This is a genomic window from Billgrantia tianxiuensis, from assembly GCF_009834345.1.
Taxonomy (GTDB): domain Bacteria; phylum Pseudomonadota; class Gammaproteobacteria; order Pseudomonadales; family Halomonadaceae; genus Halomonas; species Halomonas tianxiuensis.
Genome location: NZ_CP035042.1, coordinates 1,189,879 through 1,210,715, shown reverse-complemented (window position 1 = coordinate 1,210,715; position 20,837 = coordinate 1,189,879). Strand labels below are relative to the sequence as shown.

Below are 20,837 nucleotides of genomic sequence, written 5' to 3'. Positions count from 1 at the left end.
CCTACCCCTGCCCCGAAAGTCGATTTGCAGACGAAGGCATGGTTCGGTTTGCCGGTGGGTCCGGGCTCGGCCACTCACTACGTGCTCTGACGCAAGGCCCATACGCCGCACCGCCCGCGGTGCAGCCGAAAAAAAACCGCGGCTACAGGGCCGCGGCTTTTCTTCGGGGGTTGCTGCTCGCTCAGTCGTCGAGGAACGAGCGCAGCGGCTCGGAGCGGCTCGGATGGCGCAGCTTGCGCAGGGCCTTGGCTTCGATCTGACGGATCCGCTCGCGGGTGACGTCGAACTGCTTGCCGACCTCCTCGAGGGTGTGATCGGTATTCATGTCGATGCCGAAGCGCATGCGCAGCACCTTAGCCTCACGCGCGGTAAGCCCGCCCAACACGTTGCGCGTTGCCTCGATCAGGCCTTCCCCGGTAGCCAGGTCGACCGGCAGCTGCATGGTGCTGTCCTCGATGAAATCGCCCAGATGGGAGTCGTCATCGTCGCCGATGGGCGTCTCCATGGAGATCGGCTCCTTGGCGATCTTGAGCACCTTGCGCACCTTGTCCTCGGGCATCTCGAGACGCTCACCAAGCTCCTCCGGCGTCGGCTCGCGGCCCATCTCCTGCAGCATTTGACGCGACACGCGGTTGAGCTTGTTGATCGTCTCGATCATGTGTACCGGGATACGGATGGTCCGCGCCTGGTCGGCGATCGAGCGGGTGATCGCCTGACGAATCCACCAGGTGGCATAGGTCGAGAACTTGTAGCCGCGACGGTACTCGAACTTGTCCACCGCCTTCATCAGGCCGATGTTGCCCTCCTGGATCAGATCCAGGAATTGCAGCCCGCGGTTGGTGTACTTCTTGGCGATCGAAATGACCAGACGCAGGTTGGCCTCGACCATCTCCTTCTTGGCACGGCGCGCCTTGGCCTCGCCAATGGAGAGCCGGCGATTGATCTCCTTGAGCTCCGCCACCGGCAGCTGGACCATCTCCTCCTCGAAGGCGATACGGCGCTGGGCGCGCTGGATATCGGCACGCAGCGGCTCCAGGCGCTCGGCGAACTTGGCATTCTCGGAGATGAACTCTTCGACCCATTCCTGACGCGACTCGTTGCCCGGAAACGCCTTGATGAAGCTCTTGCGCGGCACCTTGGCTTTCTTGACGAAGAGCTGCATCACCGCCTTTTCCTGAGCGCGGATCTGCTCGACGCTGATACGCACCTGACCGACCAGGCGCTCGAAGTGCTTGGGTACCAGCTTGATCGGCGAGAACAGTTCGGCCAGACGCTCCATCTCGGTCCGGGCTTCGGCACTGTCGCGCCCATGCTTGGCCAGGATGTCGCGCACCAGCTCGTTCTGGGCACGGATCTGTTCGAAGCGCGCCCTGGCCTCTTCGGGGTCGGGACCGCCGGAGCTATCGTCCTCGGTCTCGGTATCGTCGTCGTCTTCGTCGTCTTCGTCGGAACTGTCGTCGTCGGCGACATTGTCGGCGCCGATCTCGGGCTCGGGCTCTTCGGCCTCGGCCACTCCGGGAATGCCTTCGTCAGGATCGATGAAACCCGAGAAGAGATCGGAAAGACGTCCAGGGGCCTCTTCGTCCTGGGTAGCGTCATACGCTTCGAGAATCGAGTCCACCGCGCCGGGCAGCCAGGCCAGGGCCGACATCACCTCGCGCGTCCCCTCCTCGATGCGCTTGGCGATCTCGATTTCCCCCTCGCGGGTCAGCAGCTCCACGGTACCCATTTCGCGCATGTACATGCGCACCGGGTCGGTGGTGCGCCCTACGTCGCTCTCCACCGCAGCCAGAGCAGCCACGGCTTCTTCAGCGGCGGATTCATCGGCGGAGTGATCGGACATCATCAGGGTATCTTCATCGGGAGCTTCCTCGACGACGCTGATGCCCATGTCATTGATCATGCCGATGATGTCTTCCACCTGATCGGGGTCGGCAATATCCTCCGGGAGGTGGTCGTTGACCTCGGCATAGGTCAGGTAACCCTGTTCCTTGCCACGCGCGATCAACTCCTTCAGACGTGACTGCTGCTGCGCATTTCCAGCCATAGAAACCCTATCTCGACGAAGAAGAATGAAGCACCTGAAGCGCTGGGGTGGAGAAAACTCATGAAGCCCAATAGTATAGCGGGAAACATTGCAAGCCCGCCAGTACAGCCCCATTTGCTCTATCGCTCAGGTGTGCTAGTTTGTCTGGTTGTGCTGCCGCAGGGCCCAGTCCATGCGCCCTATATGGTGATGGCAGAAAAGAATTCAACCCCACCGCCATCTGTGCCATTGCCTCTTAACTTCCCACTCTCAATTTCCCAGCTCGGCCAATAGCGTCATGAGCTGCTGTCGCTCCTCGGGCGAAAGTCGCTCCCCCGAACCCTGCTTCGCCAGCAGGGCATCAATCCGTTCCTGGCGGGATGGCCGCATCTGGTGCCGACGAAAGTACTCGACCAGACCATCGAGTTCCTCGGCCCTGGCAGCTCGGGGGATCAACAGCTCGCGCCGAGCCAGCGCCGCCAGCCGCTCACCCTGGGCGCTGCCCTGGAAGTGGGCCAGCACCACCTGGGGGCTGCGGTAGCGACCGGCCCTCAGCAACCGAATCAGCTCGCGGCACAGCACGCCATCCCCGTCCCTCTCGGGACACCAGTCGTTCTCGACGGGCAGCCGCTCGACCAACGCCGGCTCATGCACCAGGAGCTGCAGCACACGCGCCACCAGACTCAGCGAGCCGCCCCCCGCTGGAGGCGCATCGCTCGTCGCGCCCTGTTCAACGGGTCCTGCCACGGGCGCAATCTCCGGTCCGGCTGGCGCCACAGCCGCCTCCTGCTCCTGCGCCATGAGCGCCTCGAAGCGAGACTGATCGACCCGGTACGGCGCGCGAGTTCCGCCAGCAGCACCGTCTGCAACATGCCCTGGGGCAGCCGCTGTGCCGCCTTGAGCACCTGGCTGGCAAAGCGCTCGCGCTCCTCCACCCGCGACAGGTCGCGCCCGCGTGATGCCTGATCGAACAGGAACTCGGACAGTGGGCTGGCACAGGTAACGCGGTCCTCGAAGGCTTCAGGCCCTTCGCGACGCACCAGCGTATCCGGGTCCTCCCCTTCGGGAAGGAACAGGAAACGCGCCTCGCGACCATCGATCATCTGCGGCAATACCGTCTCCAGCGCGCGGCTGGCCGCCTGGCGCCCGGCCTTGTCGCCGTCGAAGCAGAACACCACTTCGTTGACCATGCGAAACAGTCGTGCCAGGTGCTCCTCGCTGGTCGAGGTGCCCAGGGTGGCCACGGCGTTGCGGATGCCGAACTGTGCCAGCGCCACCACATCCATGTAGCCCTCGACGATGACCACCCGCTCCAGCCGCGGATTGGCCTGCCTGGCCTCGAACAACCCGTAGAGTTCACGCCCCTTGTGAAAGACCGGCGTCTCGGGCGAGTTCAGATACTTGGGCTTGGCATCTCCCAGCACACGGCCGCCAAAGGCAATGGTCCGTCCGCGCACGTCGCGAATCGGAAACATCACCCGGTCGCGGAAACGATCGTAGGTCCGCCCGCTCTCCTCGCGCTGCACCAGCAGGCCGTATTCGACCTGCACCGCTTCGGCAATGCCCCTGGCACTCAGGTGACGCTTGAGCGCCTCCCAGTCATCCGGGGCATAACCGATCCCGAAGTCCCGCTGCACCTCTTCCGAGAGGCCGCGTCGGACCAGGTAATCCCGTGCCGGCTGACCCTCCGGCATCTTCAGCCGCTCGCGGAAGAAGCTGGCTGACAGCTCCAGCAGGTTGACCCCTTCCTGGCGCTTGCGCTCGCGGGCCTGGGCACGCGGATCGTCGGCGCCTTCGCGCGGCACTTCGAGCCCCAGCCGCGAAGCCAACTGCTCCACGGCCTCGGGAAAGCGCAGCTTGTCGTACTCCATCAGGAAGCGCAGGGCATTACCGTGAGCGCCACAGCCAAAGCAGTGATAAAACTGCTTGTCGGCGCTGACGGTAAAGGACGGCGTCTTTTCCTGATGAAAGGGGCACAGTCCCGAATAGTTGCGCCCGGCCTTCTTCAACTGCACGCGTTCGCCCACCACTTCGACCACGTCGACACGTGCCAGCAGGTCGTCGATGAAGCGCTGAGGGATCTGGCCGGCCATGCGGGTCTTGCCACCTCCCGGCGGGGCAGATGAAGGAATGGAATGGTCGCGAAAGACAAGCGGCCACCTGACGGCAGCCGCTTGGTCATCCTTCCAAGAACCTCGACACCCAGGGCATCGATGCTCCCTTAGTACGGATCAATAGAGCCGTTCGAAGCGCTTGCGCTCACGCTGAAGCTTCTTCGCGTGACGCTTCACCGCAGCCGCCGCCTTGCGCTTGCGCTCTGCAGTCGGCTTCTCGTAGTGCTCGCGACGACGCACTTCGGAAAGGATGCCGGCTTTTTCACAGGAACGCTTGAAACGGCGCAGCGCGACGTCAAACGGCTCGTTATCACGTACTTTGACAGAAGGCATTAAGCACTCACCTACCTTAGAAATCTTGAGTTCGGTTCGTACGTACACCTCGAACTTGACCCGCTACCACGGAGTGGCGAGGGGGCTCGGGTGCACGACCCAATTGTACAGCGCACGATAGTTTAGACGGCGATGCCAAGCATTGCAAATCGCCCGTACCGGGATGGGGCTGGCAGCGTCACGATTTGTTAGAATGCGGCTCTCACTCATCACGAGTCTGCACCATGCGAGTCCTTGGCATCGAGACCTCCTGCGACGAAACCGGCGTCGCGATCTACGACACCGACCGCGGCCTGCTGGCCGATGCGCTCTACAGCCAGGTTGCCATGCATGCCGAGTTTGGCGGCGTGGTGCCGGAACTCGCCTCCCGCGATCATACGCGGCGCCTGCTGCCGCTGATCCAGCAGGTGCTCGACGAAGCCGGCATGGCGCGCAGCGAGCTGGACGCCATCGCCTATACCGCCGGACCGGGGCTGGTCGGCGCGCTGATGGTGGGCGCCAGCACCGCCCACGGAATGGCACGCGCCCTGGCCATCCCGGTGCTCGGCGTGCATCACATGGAAGGCCATCTCATGGCTCCCATGCTCGAGGATTCCCCGCCCGACTTCCCCTTCGTCGCCCTGCTGGTCTCCGGCGGCCACACTCAGTTGGTCGAGGTTCGGGGCCAGGGCCGTTACCGCCTGCTGGGCGAATCGGTGGACGACGCCGCCGGCGAGGCCTTCGACAAGACTGCCAAGATGCTCGGCCTGGCCTATCCCGGCGGCCCTCAGGTCGCCCGGCTGGCCGAAACGGGCGACCCGAAGCGCTTTCGCTTCCCCCGCCCCATGACCGACCGCCCAGGACTCGACTTCAGCTTCTCCGGGCTCAAGACGCATACCCTTACCACCCTCAAGCAGCTCGAGAGGGACGGTCAGCTCGACGAACAGGCACGAGCCGACGTGGCACGTGCCTTCGAGGAGGCAGTGGTGGACACCCTGGTGATCAAGTGCCGACGGGCACTCGACGACACCGGCCTGAAACGCCTGGTCATGGCCGGCGGCGTGAGCGCCAATGCGCGACTGCGCGAACGCCTCGCCCACGAGGCTGAAAAACGCAGCGCTCAGGTCTACTACCCACGCGGAAGGTTCTGCACCGATAACGGCGCGATGATCGCTCTGGCCGGCGCCCGGCGCCTGCTGGCCGGCGAGCGCGATGCGATCGGCCAGATGAAAGCCGTGCCGCGCTGGCCGATGGAAACCCTGGAGCCCCCCGCCTGATCGATCGCTGCCATAAATCGATCGCTGCTATAAAGCATGCTCGTCGCCGCTGCCCAGGCGCCGGATGTTGAGCAGGTGCCGTACCAGCACCAGTGCAGTGAAGGCCACAATCACCAGGACGTAGTCCGGCGCCAGCCACAGGCTGGCCAGTGGGGCCACACCGGCACTGGCCAGCGACGCCACGGCGGCCGTGCGCACCCGCCAGGCCAATAGCGCCCACAGCGCGGCACAGCACAGGGCCACCCCCGGCGTCAGCACCAGCAGCACCCCGAAGGCGCTGGCGACCGCCTTGCCACCGCGAAAGCGATGCCAGGGTGGGAAGCTATGCCCCAGCAGCACAGCCAGCCCCACCATCCCTTGGGCCCATGGTGGCATGCCCAGCATCATGGCGAGCCACAGCGCCGGCATGCCCTTGGCCGCATCGAGCAGCAGGGTTGCCGCGGCCAGCCGGCGGCCGTGCACCCGCAGCACGTTGGAGAAACCGGGATTGCCGGAACCTTGCTGGCGCGGATCGCCGACACCCGCCAACCGGCAGACCCACAGCGCACCCAGCCAGGAGCCGCTGAGATACCCCAGCAGCATCAAGCCCAACAGCGCCAAGAGTCCTTCGCCCAATTGCACCCCCAACATGCCTCTCCGGAGTTATCAACGAATTCTGCCAGTCCAGCTTTCCCAGGGATAGCGCCGCAGGCCTGTGCTTTTGCCCCAACGCTCACGTACAATCGGGCCTCCTTTTTTCCGTGGGGGCCGCCGGCATGGACCGCATACTCATCGAATCGCTCGAGCTCGAGACGGTGATTGGCGTTTACGACTGGGAGCGCACCATTCAGCAGCGGCTGACGCTCGACCTGGAACTGGGAACCGATATCCGCCCGGCGGCAGCCGACGACGACCTGGCAAAGACCCTCGATTATGCCGCCATCAGCCAGCGCATCGCACGTTTCGCCGACGAGCACGACTTCGCCCTGGTGGAAACCTTTGCCGAGCGGCTCGCCCAACTCCTGATGGAGGAGTTTGCCGTTCCCTGGCTACGCCTGACGCTACGCAAGCCCGCCGCGGTACCCGCCGCCGCCGCAGTGGGCGTGCGTATCGAACGCGGTACCCGGCCGGAGGGAACCTAATGCCCCTGGTCAGCGTCAGCATCGGCAGCAACATCGAGCGTGAGCATCACGTACGGGCGTGCCTGGAAGCCCTGGCCGCCACGTTCGATGGGCTGAGAGTCTCCCGCATCTACGAGAGCGAGCCGGTGGGCTTCGAGGACGGCCGCAACTTCTATAACCTGGTAGCGGTATTCGACAGCGACTGGACGGTGGGCGAGCTACAAGCGTGGTGCAAGCGCATCGAACGTGAGCATGGCCGACGCAAGGACACGCCCAAGTTCAGCCCCAGGACGTTGGACATCGATCTGTTGACGGTGGGCGACCTCATCGGCGAACACGACGGAGTCAGGCTGCCGCGCGACGAGATTCTCCATCACGCCTTCGTCCTGCTGCCACTCTCGGAGCTGCTGCCGGACACACCGCATCCCGTCGACGGGCGCACCTACGGCGAACTGTGGTCGGCGTTCGAATGCAAACGCCAGCGCCTGTGGCCGATCGCCTTCGAGTGGAACGGCAACCGGCCACGCTGAGTCCAGCCGTTCACTAGCGCGCCAACGCTTCCTCGAGGAGGCATCGCCGGCGCCGGGCCAGTTCCTCGCCGAGCCTGCCACCGCGAAAGCCTTCCGCCACGAGTTCTCTGGCCTCGAGCCGCGAGACCGCCCGCCAAGCCCGCTCGATCCGCCGGGCCAGGGTCGGGTCATCCACCGTCATCAGCGCGAGGAGGGGCTCGACCCGCTCGCTGCGCCGCCAGGCATCGATGCCATCCAGCCAGGTCTTTACCGCGCTCGCATCGAGCGTGGCCTGCTGGCGTAGCCGCCGGGTAAGCGCAGCCTGACGCCCCGCATCGCGGTATGCGCGCGGCAAACGCAGGCGCTCGGCCAGCGCTTCAAACCGGGCATCGGTGAGATGTTCCACCAGCCGCGCCCAGCGCCAGCGGAGCAACGATTCCTCGGATAGGTCATCGGGTAGGTTCGTCAGCCGCTCTAGTGCCCGCTCGAGCTCCGCGGTCTCATCGGCGAGTTCCGGCATCAGCACCGACAGCGCACCGCACTCATGCAGAGTACGAAAGTAGACCGCCGGCTCGGCTTCGCCGAGCGCTTTCTCGGTCTCGGTCCAGATCCGCTCGGCCACCAAGTGCGCCAGCTCGCCGCTCTCGGCAAGCTGACGCATCAAGTCGAGGGTTTCATCGGCAATGGCGAAACCGAGCCGGGCATAGCGTGCCAGGAAGCGAGCGGTGCGCAGCACCCGCAGCGGATCCTCGATGAAGGCCGACGAGACGTGCCGCAACACCTTGGCGTGCAAGTCGGCCAGCCCTCCGTACGGATCCACCAGTTCGCCCTCCGGCGTCTCGGCCATGGCGTTGATCGTCAGGTCGCGACGGGCCAGATCCTCTTCCAGCGTCACCTCGGGACTGGCATGCACTTCGAAGCCGGTATAGCCGTGGCCGGACTTGCGTTCGGTGCGCGCCAGGGCGTACTCCTCATGGGTGAGCGGGTGCAGAAAGACAGGAAAATCGCGGCCCACGGGCCGAAAGCCACGCCGTTGCATCTCGGCTGGCGTCGCTCCCACTACCACCCAATCGGTATCGGCCGTGGGCCAGCCCAGCCGGGCATCACGCACCGCCCCGCCCACGCGGTAGACCTCGAGCCCCTCGATCGAACGGTCCCGCGCGGCCTTCATGGGCCGCCACGCTCCACCCGACCGGGCAGACGGTGCTCCCATTCGGTGAAGCCTCCATCGAGGCTGTAGACCTCGTTGAAGCCTTGACCCGCCAGCCAGGCCGCAGCCTGCTGGCTGGAATGGCCGTGATAGCAGACCACCACCAAGGGACGCTCGCGCGGGGTCGCCTCGAGCAGCGCGGCGACGCTGTCGTTGTCGAGGTGGCCGCTGCCGGGTATATGACCGGCAGCGAAGCTGGCCGGGTCACGAATGTCGACCACCGTAAGCGGGTGATCGGCGTCAAGCCAGGTCGTCAGGGTGTCGATCGACAGATGACGAAATGCAGGGTTCTCCATCGAGGTCTCCCGTACCGTATCGTTCAGCGGCGCTGTCGGCTGGGTACGCCGATGCGCTCGCCGGTGGTGAGGTTCAGTGCGGTGAGGCTGCCGCCCCATACGCAGCCGGTATCCAACGCCTCGGCGCGTACCCGGGCGCCTTCGACACACCCTTCCAACGCCGCCCAATGGCCGAATACCAGGCGCAGCTCGTCGCCGCGGGGATAACGGAACCAGGGCGCGAAGCCGGCAGGAGCGCTGTCGAGTCCCTCCTTGGCGCTGAAGTCCAGGCAGCCATCGGCATCGATGAAGCGCATGCGTGTCAGCACGTTGACGATGGCACGCAGGCGATCGATACCATCGAGCGAGGCCTGCCAGCATGAGGGCTCGTTGCCGTACATTTGCTCGAGAAACGCCCCACTGCTTTCGCTGGTGAGCCGCATCTCGACCTCACGCGCCAAGCCGAGCGCTTCTTCCGCCGACCATTGCGGCAGCAGCCCCGCATGGGCCATCACTGTCTCTCCCTGGCCTGCAAAAGTCTGGCGCACCAGCAACGGGCGCGATTGCAACCAGTCGAGCAGCGCCTCGCGATCGGGGGCCTCGAGGATGTCGGCCAGCGTATCCTTGCGATTGAGCCGTGCCCCGCCCCGTGCCACCGCCAACAGGTGCAGGTCATGATTGCCAAGCACGGTCAGCGCGGCATCGCCCAACCCCTGCACCTCGCGCAGGCAGGCGAGCGACTCGGGGCCGCGGTTGACCAGATCGCCAGCCAGCCATAGACGGTCGCGGCCGGGATCGAAGTCGATCCGTTCCAGCAGCTCGACGAATTCCGCATGGCAGCCCTGCAGGTCTCCGATGGCGTAGGCGGTCATGGCACCTTCCCTTGTGGCTTTTGCGAATAGCTTTGGCGAATAGCTTTGGCGAATGGACATGGCAGAGTTCGGTGATGAGCCCCCCCGGCTGCCATCAGTGTACCTGGTTGGGGCCGGCCAGGCGGAAGGGAGCAATGGCCACTTCGAAGGGCCGCTGGGTGGCGGCATCGATGCAGGTATAGGCACCTTCCATCACGCCCACCGGGCCATCGAGGATGGCGCGGCTGGTGTAGCGGAAGGTCTGCCCCGGGCCGATCAGGGGCTGCTGGCCCACCACGCCCTTGCCACGCACCTCCTGTACCTTGCCGCTGCCTTGGGTGATACGCCAGTGGCGAGCCAGCAGCTGTATGCTGCGACTCGAGTGGTTATGGATCGTCACGGTGTAGCTGAACACGTAGCGTGACTCTTCGCGGGAGGATTCGTCATCGCAAAAGGCAGGCTCCACGTCGACGAGCACCTCCTCTTCGAGCGGCATGTTCGAAGCCTCGGTCATGGCGTCGCCTCCATTACGGCGAGATGATTGGCAATACGCACGAACTCCTCCACGCCAAGAGTCTGAGGACGCCGTGCGGGATCGATGCCGAGCGCCATCAGCGCATCGCCATCGATCAACCCCTTGAGGTTGTTGCGCAGGGTCTTGCGCCGCTGCGAGAAGGCCTGACGCACGACCTGGAACAGCAGCGCCTCGTCCTTGGCCGGCCACGGCAGCTCGCGGTAGGGCGTCAGCCGCACGATGGCCGAATCGACCTTGGGACGGGGCACGAACGCCTCGGGGGCACCGTGAACAGGTCATCGACACGGCAGCGGTACTGCGCCATCACCGACAGCCGCCCCCAATCGGGGCCACCCGGCTCTGCGGCCAAACGATCGACCACTTCCTTCTGCAGCATGAAGTGCATGTCGACAATGGCCTCGCCTGCCTCGAGCAGATGGCCGATCAGCGGCGTCGAGATGTTGTAGGGCAGGTTGCCCACCACCCGAAGCGGCTCGCCTTCGCCACGCAGCGCGCGGAAATCGAACTTCAGCGCATCGCCCTCGTGCACGACGAAGCCGGGGTAGTTGAAGAACTGCACGCGCAGTCCCGGGATCAGGTCCCGGTCGAGCTCGATCACTTCGAGATGACCCTCGGCCGCCTCGATCAGCGGTTCGGTCAGAGCCCCCTGGCCGGGGCCGATCTCCACCAGCCGGTCGCCGGGGCGCGGTGCGATCGCGCGTACGATCCGCGAGATGATGCCGGGGTCACGCAGGAAATTCTGGCCGAAGCGCTTGCGAGCGCGATGGACCGGCGGGCGCGATGCCATTGCAAAGAATCCTTGTCTGTTCGTTCGTCAGGAAGCGACCGAGGCGCGGCCTGCCATCTCGGCGGCCAGTGCCACGGCGACTCGCAGGCTGCCGGGGTCGGCCAGGCCACGGCCGGCCAGGTCCAGTGCCGTACCGTGATCCACTGAGGTGCGTACGAACGGCAGCCCCAGAGTGATGTTGGCCGCCCGGCCGAAGCCGGCGTACTTGAGCACTGGCAACCCTTGGTCATGATACATCGCCAGTACGGCATCGACCTCGCGGAGATGGCGCGGGGTGAACAGGGTATCGGCTGGCAACGGCCCGTCAAGCAGAAAGCCTTCGCCACGCAGCCGCTCGAGACAGGGCTCGATCACCTCGATCTCCTCGCGCCCCAGGTGGCCGCCCTCCCCTGCGTGTGGATTGAGGCCGCACACGGCGATGCGCGGTGTCGCCACGCCGAACCAGCGCCTTAGATCCGCCTGCATGATGCGCAGGATACGTTCCAGGCTCAGCGGAGTAATGGCATCGGCCACTTCCCGCAGCGGCAGATGCGTAGTGGCCAGGGCCACGCGCAGCGCAGTGCTGCCCTGCCAGCCGGGCTGCCCGGCATGCAAGGCACTGTCGGTGGCCAGCATCATCACCACCTCGTCGACGCCGCAGGCATCGCGCAGGTATTCGGTATGGCCGCGGAAGCCGGCATGGCCGGCATCGAGGATCACACCCTTATGCAGCGGCGCGGTGATCATGGCGTCGGCCTGCCGCGTGCGACATGCCTCGATCGCCACATCGAGCGTCTCGAGTACGTAGGCGGCGTTGGCCACGGCGAGTTCACCCGGCCGGCTCGGTGCGCGCAGCGCCACCGGCCATACCGGCAGTACACCGGAGCGCGCCCCCGGCACCGGCTCACCAGGCTCGAGCACGACCAACGAGACATCGAGTCCAAGCCGTTCGGCTCGCTCTTCGAGCAGATACGGGTCGCCCACCGCCACGACCCGCCCGGGAGGCACTCGGCCAGTACCAGTTGCAGGGTCAGCTCCGGACCGATACCGGCAGGTTCGCCAGTGGTCACGACCAATACGGGAGCGGCATCAGCCACAACGTTCAACGCCCGTTGGCGAGCCGGTTGTCGACGAAGGCCTCGGCTCGAATCTCCTGCAGCCAGGCGTCGAGCGCCTCGTTAGCCTTGCGCTGGAAAACCATCTGGCGCGCCTGATCCAGGCTCACGTTACCACCCTGCTGCTCGATGAAACGCTCCACTTCGCGATTGCTGACATTGACGCGACCGCCAACCTGGCGCTGTTGCAGCTCACGCAGCAGCATCTCGCGGCGAATCTCCTCGCGCACGGCGGCCATGCTCAGGCCATCGGCCTCCAGCGCATCGGCAAACTGGTCGAGGGTCATGCGATTCCTCTCGGCAATTTCGCGAATCTGCCGATTGAGCGAGGTATCGTCGATGCTGAGGCCGGCATCCGCCGCCATCTGCAACTGGATCTCTTCGAGGATGATCTGCTCCAGCATGTGCTCGCGCAGCATCCCTTCGGGAGGCAATCCTTGCCCTTGGGCGGCAAGCTGGCTGCGCGCCTGTTCCATGCGTTCCTCGAGCTGGCTCTGCATGATGGCCTGCTGGTTCACCACGGCCACGATACGGTCCAGGGACTGCCGCTGCACCGGCTGGAAGTCCTGGGCCACGGCCGTCAGCGGTACGGCACCAAGGCACAGGGCCAAGCCCAGGGTGGCAATTGGCAAAATCCGCATGTTTCTCTTTCCTCTCATCTGTCTCACTCGTAGAGCCCCTCGAGCCACTGCTCAGAAGGCAGTAGCCCGGTAGCCTGGTATGGCCCGCTCGAAGTAATCGCCGGCATCGCCGCCGACGCCACCCAGCCCCTTGAAGACGAAGCGCAGGAACAAGCCGCGCTCGTTGAAATCGTCCGCAATGGTATTGGCGGTGTCATTGTCGTTGACCCACTCGCGCCACACCACCTGCAGACCATAACAGCAGTCGTTCCACTGCACACCGGCCAGCTGTTCCAGGCTGCGACGGTTGGTGTGGTCGTACAGGAAGCGTCCGATGAGGTCTATCCTTGGGTTCATCTTGTAGGCGAAGGAGAGTTCGTACTCCTCGCGATCATACCCCAGGCGGTCCTCGTCTTCCCCCGAAGGGTCGAACCCTTCGAGTTGCCAGCGATAGGCAAGGTTCAATACGTGCCCACGCGGATCGCGATAGGCCACGCCTACACTGCTCCGCTCGGTGCGGCTGCGATGGTCGTCGTAGAGCCATTCGTAGCGTGTGCTCCAGCGTTCGTCGATATGCCAGTCGAGCCGCGTGACCAGCGGCGAACGATCGCGGGTGGCCTGGTAGAGCCGTTCGCCACCGTCGGCCCGGGGCGGAGGCAGCGTATCGGGATCGCCGGCCATGTCGATGTTGCGGTCGTCGAAATAGAGCGCCTGCCCCACGCCCAGCGTGAAGCGCTCACGGCCGCTGGCATCCTCGAGGAAACGGCTGCTGACACCCAGCGAGAGGCGGTTGAGATCGCCAATGCGGTCGGAGCCCGAGAAACGATAGGGCGACCACAGCTGGTTCCAGGAGAAAGCGCGCTCGTCGCTGTCGAAGTCGGGGAACTCGCTCTGGTCCCGCGTCGGCACGTAGGCGTAGTTGAACCGTGGCTCGAGCGTCTGGCGATATTCACGCCCGCCGAGCTCCAGCTCGCGCTCGAATACCAGGCCGCCATCGATGGAACTCACCGGTACCGCACGCTGCAGGGAGGTGTCGCGCTCGGTGACGCGCTCACCGTAATCGAGATCGTAGGCGGTGTATAGCCACTCCACGCGGGGCTCCAGATGCCCCAGGTTTCGTCGAAACGCCAGCCGGTGGCGGGAGAAAGGTGCAGTCGGGTACCGACGGCCGCTTCGCGCAGGGGCACTCGATTGCGATCGACGTCGCGCCAGAAATAGGTCGCATTGGAACGCCACTGCTGATACCACCCGCCCGGCTGCGACCAGCGCGCCGTAGCCGTCAGGCTGGGCAGGCGGTAGAAGGGCTTCTTGCGATCTTGCAGGGGGTCGTCCAGTCGCTGGAAACCCTGGGCGCGTGCATCGAGGTTCCACAGGTCGCCGCGATAGTTGATCCGGGCCAGGCGCTGCATGTTGTTGGGATCGTCGCCGAAGGGGCTGCCGAAATCGTCGAAATAGCGACCGTCGCTGGCGGCACCGTAGCGCAGGTTATAGCTTGTCCGCGTATCGAAACGCCCAGTATGGCGGTAATCGACGTACCAGCGGTCCTCGCCCTCGTAGCGCCGCGAGGGATCGTTGGGATTCTCGTTGGAGCCCCCGCCGTCGCTGGATATGTAGGCCCCTTCGATCTGGCCGGCATCGCTGGGATAAAGGTAGCGGTACTCGCCGCCAAGCAACAGGCCGCGATCCTGGATCCAGCGCGGCACGATGGTGGCATCGTGATTGGGCGCGATGTTCCAGTAGAACGGCTGGGCATAGTCCAGGGCGCCACCCGAGAATCCCAACTCCGGCCACAGGAAGCCGGTGTGACGACGATCGTCGATGGGGAAGCGTACCCAGGGCCAGTAGAACACCGGGACATTGCCCATCTCGAGACGGGCGTGGCGCGCGGTGCCGAAACCGCTCTCGCGATCCAGTACCAGGTCGCCGGTGACCAGCTGCCACAGGTTGCTGCCCGGGTCGCAGGTGGTGAAGCTCGCCGAGGTGAGCCGGAAGCGCCCATCCTCCAGCCGTTCGAGCTGCATCGCATCGCCGCGCAGATGCTGGTCATGGACCACGAAGTGAGCCGAGTCGATGCTGGCGGCATCGCTGTTCAGTGAGACCTCGCCGGCCTCGCCGCGTACCAGCAGGTTGAGGTCGCGCAGAGCCAGTGGCCCCTCGGCGTGGGCTCGATCACGCGCGGCGGGCACATTCACCCGCGGCGACTCGAGCTGGGTGTCGCCACGCCGCAGGATCACTTCGCCACCGAGAATGGTCTCGCCCTCATCGCCGTAATAGGCGCTATCGGACTCGGAACGAACCTGACCGGGCTCATCGGTGGCGGGCAACCGATAGGCCGGCATGATGTAGGTGCCGCGGCACAGTGCCTCGGCGGGCCGGTCGTCGCTCCAGGGATGCCAATCGAGCTGCCAGGCCGGCAATGGATCGAGCGCCATCGCCTGCGGCGTGCCAAGCGCCAGACCTGACGTGATCAGCCCGGCCAATGCCGTTCCTGCGTGTCGCTTGCCCATGGTCCCTCGATGTCCTTGGCGAAGAGAATCGGTATTATACAGACCGCACCCAGCCTGTCGTATGCGACTGACCGCTCAGCATGCGGCGGTGCCCCACAGGCGTCAACCGGCACCGTCCGGCACAACAAGGAGCCAGCATGACCTCGGTCGATACCGCGACGCGATTCGAAGCCCTGCGCCAGTGGGTGGCGAACCGGCACCACCTGCCGGCCGCAACGCTCGACCTGCGCCTGGCCGCAGGCGATGCCAGCTTTCGCCGCTACTTTCGCCTGCGCCTGCCCGACGGCAGCTCACGCATGTTGATGGATGCTCCTCCCACCCAGGAAGACAGCCGTCCATTCGTCGAGATCGCTCGTCGCTGGCGAGCCGGCGGGCTGCCGTTACCGGCCCTGCATGCGGTGGACCTGGAGGCGGGATTTCTCGAGCTCGACGACCTGGGCGATACCCCGCTTCAGGAGCGCTTCGCCGGTGACGCGCACGCCGACACCTTGGCCTGGCACGAGCGCGCCATGGATCTGATCCACGAATTGCAGAACCGCGCCGCTCCCGACACCCTGCCGGCCTACGATGCCACCCTGCTTGGCCGCGAACTCGACTTGTTTCCCGACTGGTGCCTGTCGCAGTGGCTGGGCGAAACCGCCCTGCCGCCCGGCTGGACCGGGTTGCGCGAGGCCCTGATCGAATCCGCCCTGGCCCAGCCGGTGGTTGCGGTGCACCGGGATTACGACGCCATGAACCTGATGGTGTACGACGAGCGCCTGTTCCTGATCGACTTCCAGGATGCCGTGGCCGGCCCCATCAGCTACGACCTGATCTCGCTGCTGCGCGGACGCTACTGCCGTTTTTCCGCCGAGCGCTTCGCCGGTTGGGTCGAGGCCTTTCGCCAGCGGGCAATCGCCGACGGCCGCCTCGCCAGCGCGACCGACAGCGCGACGTTTCATCGTCAGGTCCAGGCCATGGCCGCACAGCGCTCACTCAAGGTACTCGGCATCTTCTGCCGCCTGACCCTGCGCGACGGCCGCAGGGGCTATCTCGAACGCCTGCCGCATTTCCTCGCCCATCTCGAAGCAAGCCTCGTGGCACTGCCGGAGCATGCCGCCTTCAGCGACTGGCTCACCGACACCTTTCGCCCCGCCTTGGAGCAACGCCTGGCAGACCGCGCCGATCCGGAGACGACATGAAGGCCATGATCCTAGCCGCCGGCCTCGGCAAGCGCATGCGGCCGCTGACCGACCACTGTCCCAAGCCGCTGCTGCCGGTGGCGGGCAAGCCGCTGATCGTGCACCACCTGGAGCGGCTGGCAGCGTCCGGTATTCGCGAGGTGGTGATCAACGTCAGCTACCGCGCCGAACAGATCATCGAGGCACTGGGTGACGGCAATGCCCACGGCGTCGACATCGCCTGGAGCCGTGAGGCGAGCCCGCTGGAGACCGGCGGAGGCATCCGCCAGGCGCTGTCGCTACTGGGCGAAGCTCCTTTCCTGCTGGTCAACGGCGATGTCTGGTGCGAACTCGATCCTCGCACCCTGCCGCCGCTGGGTGGCGACCTGGCCCACCTGGTGCTGGTCGATAACCCCACTCACCACCCCGAGGGGGATTTTCATCTCGCCGCCACGGGCCGGGTACAGGCGACGGGCATGCCCCGCCTGACCTTCGCCGGACTCAGCCTGATCGACCCGGCCCTGGTCGCCGACCAGCCGTCCGGGGAGTTTCCCCTGGCCCCGCTGTTGCGCGAAGCGATGACCGCCGGACGTGTCGGCGGGACGCATTACCGCGGAGGCTGGGTCGACGTCGGCACACCCGAGCGGCTGGCAGAGCTGGACCGGGAACTGGCTCGGCAACGGGGCTGAGCTGTGGCCACGGTAATGGTATGCTGGCCCCTCTCGAACGTCTCGATAAGGAAGCCTTGCTCATGAAAGCCAGCGTCAAATGGACCGATGGCCGCCAGTTCGTCGCCTGGGGTTGTAGAGAGCGGGAAGTGGCCGTCGTGGATCAGCGCATCTAACCAATAGGAAGGAGTTCAGCTCGTGAAAGCCAGCATCAAGTGGACTGATGGTCGCCAGTTCGTCGCCGAATCGGGCAGTGGCCACAGCGTGGTGATCGACGGCCCGCCCGACCACGGCGGCCGCAATACCGGCCCGCGACCCATGGAGATGCTGTTGATGGGCATGGGCGCCTGCACCTCTTTCGACGTGTTGGAGATCCTCGAGAAAGCTCGCGCTGGCGTGACCGATTGCGTGGCCAGCATCGAGGCCGAGCGTGCCGACACGGTGCCCGCCGTCTTCACCAAGATCCACGTGCACTTCACTGTCAGCGGGCACAATCTCAAGGAGAATCAGGTCAAGCGCGCAGTGGAACTCTCCGCGGAGAAGTACTGCAGCGCCTCGATCATGCTGGCCAAGGGCGGCGTCGAAGTCACCCACTCCTACAGCATCGTCGACGACTGACCTGCCCTAGACGGGCGGCGCATCGACATGCCGCCACAGGTAGAGCGCCAGATAAGAGCGATGAGGGGCGAAGCGCGTTGCGGTACGCAGCGTCTTGCGCCGAGGGCTGGTGAGACGCTCAAGAGTCTTGCGTGCCGCCACGTCGCCTTCCGGCCAGACATCCGGCTCGCCGAAGTAGAAGATGGAGATCATGTCGGCGGTCCACTGACCCACGCCCCATAGCGCGGTCAGCCGCTGCGAGCGCTGGGCATGATCCAACCGTCGCAGTTCGGCGGCTTCGAGCCGCCCGGCCCGGGCCTCTTCGGCAATCAGGCACAGCGCCCGCAACTTGGCTCCCGACAGGCCGCAGCCACGCAGCACCTCCTGGTTCGGCTCGACGAAAAACTCCATCAGCGGCGTCTCGCCGGCCGCATCGACGACCCGCGTCCAGATTGAGCGTGCCGCCTTCACCGACAGCTGCTGCCCCGCGATCGACCGACACAGGCGCTCGGCCAGCGGTTGGCTGTCGTCGGCCTGGAGCGTTACCGGCCCTCCTCGCTCGAAGGCATCGGCAAGACTGGGGCTCAGCTCGCGAGCGACCTCGACGAAACGCAGATGGATCTCCTCGGACATGTCCCGCCACTCAGATCCGATAGACGCTCTTGGTCATGACCTTCGACATCAGCGACATGCCGAACTTGACCGGTGCCGGGAAGCGCGCGCCGCCTGCCTCCAAGGCCAATTGGGCATGATGCGCCTCGTCGATGGCCATCTGACGCAGCACGGCGCGGGAGCGATGGTCGCCCGCGGGCAGCTTGACCATGTGCTCATCCAAATGCCTGCCAACCTGCTCCTCGGTGGCGGCAACGAAGCCCAGGCTGATCCGGTCGCCAATCGCTCCCGCCACCGCGCCCAGACCGAAGGAAGCCGCGTAAAACAGCGGATTGAGCAAGCTGGTGTGACTGTCGAGCTCCTGCAACCGCTCGTCGCACCAAGCCAGATGGTCGATCTCCTCCTGGGCGGAGTGTTCCATCTGACTGCGTACCTCGGGCAGCTTGGCGGTAAAGCCTTGGCCCTGATAGAGCGCCTGGGCGCACACCTCTCCGGTGTGGTTGACGCGCATCAACCCTGCGGCGTGCCGGCGCTCTTCGGCGCTCATGTCGTCATCCTGCACCTCCGCGGTTGCCGGTGAAGGACGCGATGCGCGCGCCGCATGGGGCACCAGGGTGCGCAGCACGGTATCGAACTGATGGATCAGGTTATCGGCGTGGGAGTAATGGCGGTTCATCTCACTCGGTTCCTGTACGCTGCCTTCGCATCGCGCCCGCCAGAAAGGCACCGACAAGCGCGGCAACGCCACCCATAGGGGTGGCGCCATGAAATTAGGTGCACCTGATGCGTCGCACGCCTCGACGCGCGCGGACTGCTCCGCATAGCGCCAGCTAGCCAGCCGGCCAAGTAAAGCGGCGACCGCCCATCAGGTGCATATGAATATGATAGACCGTCTGGCCGCCTTGGTCATTGCAGTTCATCACTACGCGGTAGCCGTCGGCGGCAAAGCCGCGCTCCTCGGCCAGCCGTGCCGCGACATAGGGCAGGCGACCGACCAACGCCTGATCGCGCTCCTCGATGTCGTTGAGCGTGGCGATGTGCGACTTGGGGATGATCAGGATATGAGTGGGAGCCTGGGGATTGATGTCGTTGAACGCCAGCACCTGATCGTCCTCGTAGACGATGTCGGCGGGAATCTCGCGCTGGGCGATCTTGCAGAAGAGGCAGTCTTGCATCGCTCGAGCTCCTGTCGCGTTCTTGTCCCGCTCTTGTCTCGTTATCGGGAGCGAGAGTGTTGGCGCAACGCCTCAACGAAAGCGCCGCTGGGCCAGCAGGTGTCGCACCAGAGGGGCCAGGATCAGTTCGATGGCCAGCGACATGCGCGCACCGGGCACCACCAGGGTATGCGGGCGGCTCATGAACGAATCCTGGATCATCGCCAGCAGCCACGGGAAGTCCACCGTCGAGGGGTCGCGGAAGCGGATCACCACGAACGACTCGGCGTCGTTGGGAATGTCCTGCACCTCGAAGGGGTTGGAGGTGTCCACCGTGGGTACGCGCTGGAAGTTGATATGGGTGCGCGAGAACTGCGGCTGGATATAACGCACGTAGTCGTTCATGCGTCCCAGGATGGTGTCGATCACCGCCTCCTGGGAATAGCCGCGCAGCTTGATGTCACGGTCGATCTTCTGGATCCACTCGAGATTCATGGTCGGCGCCACGCCCACCAGCAGGTCCACGTGACGGGCGATGTCATGCTCCGCGGTGACCAGGCCGCCATGCAGTCCCTCGTAGAACAGCAGGTCGGTGCCGCAGGGCAACGGCTGCCATTCGGTGAAGGTACCGACCTGGCGACCAGCCTCGATCATCTGCTTGTCCTCGGCGTGGATATAGTGCCGATAGGTACCGGTGCCATGCTCGCCGTACTCCAGGAACAGCGCCTCGAGCCGGTCGAGCAGGTTGGCCTCGACGGCAAAATGGGAGAGCTGGTTCTTGCGCTCGGGCTCCTCGCGGAAGATGCGCGCCAGCTCCTCACGGGTATAGCGATGGAAGGCGTCACCATCGACGAAGGCGGCATGCACGTCCTCGCGAGCGAACATGCGCTCGAAGGTGCGCTTGACCGTGGTGGTACCGGCTCCGGAAGAGCCGGTCACGGCGATGATCGGGTACTCGCGCGACATCAGGCGCTCTCCACTCCAACGAAGGCTTGGCGCACGGCGTCGGGTACGGCCACGCTACGTCCCTGTGACGGATCGACCAGGACGACGTTGAGACGAGCCGTCGCCACCGGCCGGCCGCCTTCGGCATGTCGTACCCGGTGATAGACCACGATCGCCTTGCCCGTGGGCTCGGGTATCGCCGTCTCCACCACCAGCGCATCCGGCCAGCGCGCTTCGGACTGATACTGAACGGCGAGGTCGACCACCACGCTGGGAAATCCCCCCATGTCCCACTCGGTCAACCCAAGCGAACCGAATGCCTGGATGCGCGCTTCGTGGAGCAGCGACACCAAGGTGTCGTGCCCCAAGTGCCGGCCATAGTTCATGTCGGTGATGCGCACTGACAACGGCTGCCGATGCACGATGGCGGACTCGGGAAATTCCAGCTTGATGCGCTCCATGCTCGCTCCCTGTCTCTTGTTAT

19 protein-coding genes and 4 pseudogenes are annotated in these 20,837 nt (G+C 65.2%); 6 read left to right on the top strand and 17 right to left on the bottom strand.

Features of this window, described 5'->3' with window-relative positions; all coding sequences use genetic code 11:
- Positions 1-181: 181 nt before the first annotated feature.
- From rpoD to rpsU, 3 genes and pseudogenes are all read right to left on the bottom strand, one after another.
- Complete coding sequence (rpoD, locus tag EKK97_RS05760) at positions 182-2,047, bottom strand: RNA polymerase sigma factor RpoD (protein ID WP_159550141.1); 1,866 nt, start codon at positions 2,045-2,047, stop codon at positions 182-184.
- 249 nt (positions 2,048-2,296) lie between these two features.
- Positions 2,297-4,119 (bottom strand): annotated as a pseudogene (gene dnaG / locus EKK97_RS05755) (DNA primase).
- 138 nt (positions 4,120-4,257) lie between these two features.
- Positions 4,258-4,473 carry a 30S ribosomal protein S21 gene (gene rpsU / locus EKK97_RS05750; RefSeq protein WP_010629611.1) on the bottom strand — a complete coding sequence of 72 codons (216 nt, stop codon included), beginning with the start codon at positions 4,471-4,473 and terminating at the stop codon, positions 4,258-4,260.
- Positions 4,474-4,697: 224 nt separating this feature from the next.
- On the opposite strand from rpsU, the gene tsaD reads away from it, so the two are divergent.
- On the top strand, positions 4,698-5,729 hold the full coding sequence (gene tsaD / locus EKK97_RS05745) for a tRNA (adenosine(37)-N6)-threonylcarbamoyltransferase complex transferase subunit TsaD (RefSeq protein WP_159550138.1): 1,032 nt from the start codon (positions 4,698-4,700) through the stop codon (positions 5,727-5,729).
- Between the two features lie 27 nt (positions 5,730-5,756).
- Here tsaD and plsY read toward each other — a convergent pair whose 3' ends face one another.
- Positions 5,757-6,359 (bottom strand): glycerol-3-phosphate 1-O-acyltransferase PlsY, encoded by a 603-nt coding sequence (plsY, locus tag EKK97_RS05740; protein WP_234286642.1) that lies wholly within the window; start codon positions 6,357-6,359, stop codon positions 5,757-5,759.
- A 125-nt stretch (positions 6,360-6,484) separates the two neighbouring features.
- Here plsY and folB point away from each other — a divergent pair, with 125 nt between their 5' ends.
- Positions 6,485-6,850 carry a dihydroneopterin aldolase gene (gene folB, locus EKK97_RS05735; protein ID WP_159550136.1) on the top strand — a complete coding sequence of 122 codons (366 nt, stop codon included), beginning with the start codon at positions 6,485-6,487 and terminating at the stop codon, positions 6,848-6,850.
- Entirely contained in the window at positions 6,850-7,359 is a 510-nt protein-coding gene (gene folK, locus EKK97_RS05730; protein WP_159550134.1) for a 2-amino-4-hydroxy-6-hydroxymethyldihydropteridine diphosphokinase, read from the top strand. The genes folB and folK overlap by 1 nt, the downstream gene beginning before the upstream one ends.
- 13 nt (positions 7,360-7,372) lie before the next feature.
- Here the strand turns inward: folK and EKK97_RS05725 are convergent, their stop codons facing one another.
- The 8 genes and pseudogenes from EKK97_RS05725 to EKK97_RS05690 all read right to left on the bottom strand — a co-directional run bounded on the left by EKK97_RS05725 (position 7,373) and on the right by EKK97_RS05690 (position 14,575).
- Positions 7,373-8,509 carry a tRNA nucleotidyltransferase/poly(A) polymerase-related protein gene (locus EKK97_RS05725; protein WP_159550132.1) on the bottom strand — a complete coding sequence of 379 codons (1,137 nt, stop codon included), beginning with the start codon at positions 8,507-8,509 and terminating at the stop codon, positions 7,373-7,375.
- Positions 8,506-8,844 (bottom strand): thiosulfate sulfurtransferase GlpE, encoded by a 339-nt coding sequence (gene glpE, locus EKK97_RS05720; protein ID WP_159550130.1) that lies wholly within the window; start codon positions 8,842-8,844, stop codon positions 8,506-8,508. The genes EKK97_RS05725 and glpE overlap by 4 nt, the downstream gene beginning before the upstream one ends.
- 23 nt (positions 8,845-8,867) lie before the next feature.
- The gene (locus EKK97_RS05715) at positions 8,868-9,695 is read right to left on the bottom strand and encodes a symmetrical bis(5'-nucleosyl)-tetraphosphatase (protein ID WP_159550128.1); all 828 of its coding nucleotides are present in this window, start codon (positions 9,693-9,695) and stop codon (positions 8,868-8,870) included.
- Positions 9,696-9,789: 94 nt separating this feature from the next.
- Complete coding sequence (gene apaG, locus EKK97_RS05710) at positions 9,790-10,188, bottom strand: Co2+/Mg2+ efflux protein ApaG (protein ID WP_159550126.1); 399 nt, start codon at positions 10,186-10,188, stop codon at positions 9,790-9,792.
- Positions 10,185-10,996 (bottom strand): annotated as a pseudogene (rsmA, locus tag EKK97_RS05705) (16S rRNA (adenine(1518)-N(6)/adenine(1519)-N(6))-dimethyltransferase RsmA). The gene apaG and the pseudogene rsmA overlap by 4 nt, the downstream one beginning before the upstream one ends.
- 27 nt (positions 10,997-11,023) lie before the next feature.
- A pseudogene (gene pdxA, locus EKK97_RS05700) lies at positions 11,024-12,072 on the bottom strand (4-hydroxythreonine-4-phosphate dehydrogenase PdxA).
- Between the two features lie 5 nt (positions 12,073-12,077).
- The gene (locus EKK97_RS05695; RefSeq protein ID WP_159550124.1) at positions 12,078-12,731 is read right to left on the bottom strand and encodes a SurA N-terminal domain-containing protein; all 654 of its coding nucleotides are present in this window, start codon (positions 12,729-12,731) and stop codon (positions 12,078-12,080) included.
- A gap of 51 nt (positions 12,732-12,782) precedes the next feature.
- Positions 12,783-14,575 (bottom strand): annotated as a pseudogene (locus tag EKK97_RS05690) (LPS-assembly protein LptD).
- A 779-nt stretch (positions 14,576-15,354) separates the two neighbouring features.
- On the opposite strand from EKK97_RS05690, the gene EKK97_RS05685 reads away from it, so the two are divergent.
- The 3 genes from EKK97_RS05685 (at position 15,355) to EKK97_RS05675 (ending at position 17,663) form a co-directional block, all read left to right on the top strand.
- Entirely contained in the window at positions 15,355-16,398 is a 1,044-nt protein-coding gene (locus EKK97_RS05685; protein WP_159550122.1) for an aminoglycoside phosphotransferase family protein, read from the top strand.
- A complete protein-coding gene (murU, locus tag EKK97_RS05680; RefSeq protein WP_159550119.1) occupies positions 16,395-17,066 on the top strand; it encodes an N-acetylmuramate alpha-1-phosphate uridylyltransferase MurU in 672 nt (223 codons plus the stop codon). The genes EKK97_RS05685 and murU overlap by 4 nt, the downstream gene beginning before the upstream one ends.
- A gap of 177 nt (positions 17,067-17,243) precedes the next feature.
- Positions 17,244-17,663, top strand: a complete 420-nt coding sequence (locus EKK97_RS05675) for an OsmC family protein (RefSeq protein WP_159550116.1) — start codon at positions 17,244-17,246, stop codon at positions 17,661-17,663.
- A 6-nt stretch (positions 17,664-17,669) separates the two neighbouring features.
- On the opposite strand, the gene EKK97_RS05670 is transcribed toward EKK97_RS05675, so the two are convergent.
- The 5 genes from EKK97_RS05670 to EKK97_RS05650 form a co-directional block, all read right to left on the bottom strand.
- On the bottom strand, positions 17,670-18,275 hold the full coding sequence (locus EKK97_RS05670) for a DNA-3-methyladenine glycosylase family protein (protein WP_159550113.1): 606 nt from the start codon (positions 18,273-18,275) through the stop codon (positions 17,670-17,672).
- Between the two features lie 10 nt (positions 18,276-18,285).
- A complete protein-coding gene (coq7, locus tag EKK97_RS05665) occupies positions 18,286-18,930 on the bottom strand; it encodes a 2-polyprenyl-3-methyl-6-methoxy-1,4-benzoquinone monooxygenase (RefSeq protein ID WP_159550110.1) in 645 nt (214 codons plus the stop codon).
- A gap of 154 nt (positions 18,931-19,084) precedes the next feature.
- Complete coding sequence (locus EKK97_RS05660) at positions 19,085-19,429, bottom strand: histidine triad nucleotide-binding protein (RefSeq protein ID WP_159550107.1); 345 nt, start codon at positions 19,427-19,429, stop codon at positions 19,085-19,087.
- A 72-nt stretch (positions 19,430-19,501) separates the two neighbouring features.
- The gene (locus tag EKK97_RS05655; protein ID WP_159550104.1) at positions 19,502-20,374 is read right to left on the bottom strand and encodes a phosphoribulokinase; all 873 of its coding nucleotides are present in this window, start codon (positions 20,372-20,374) and stop codon (positions 19,502-19,504) included.
- The gene (locus EKK97_RS05650) at positions 20,374-20,814 is read right to left on the bottom strand and encodes an acyl-CoA thioesterase (protein WP_159550101.1); all 441 of its coding nucleotides are present in this window, start codon (positions 20,812-20,814) and stop codon (positions 20,374-20,376) included. Before EKK97_RS05650 ends, EKK97_RS05655 begins: the two co-directional genes overlap by 1 nt.
- Positions 20,815-20,837: the final 23 nt, after the last annotated feature.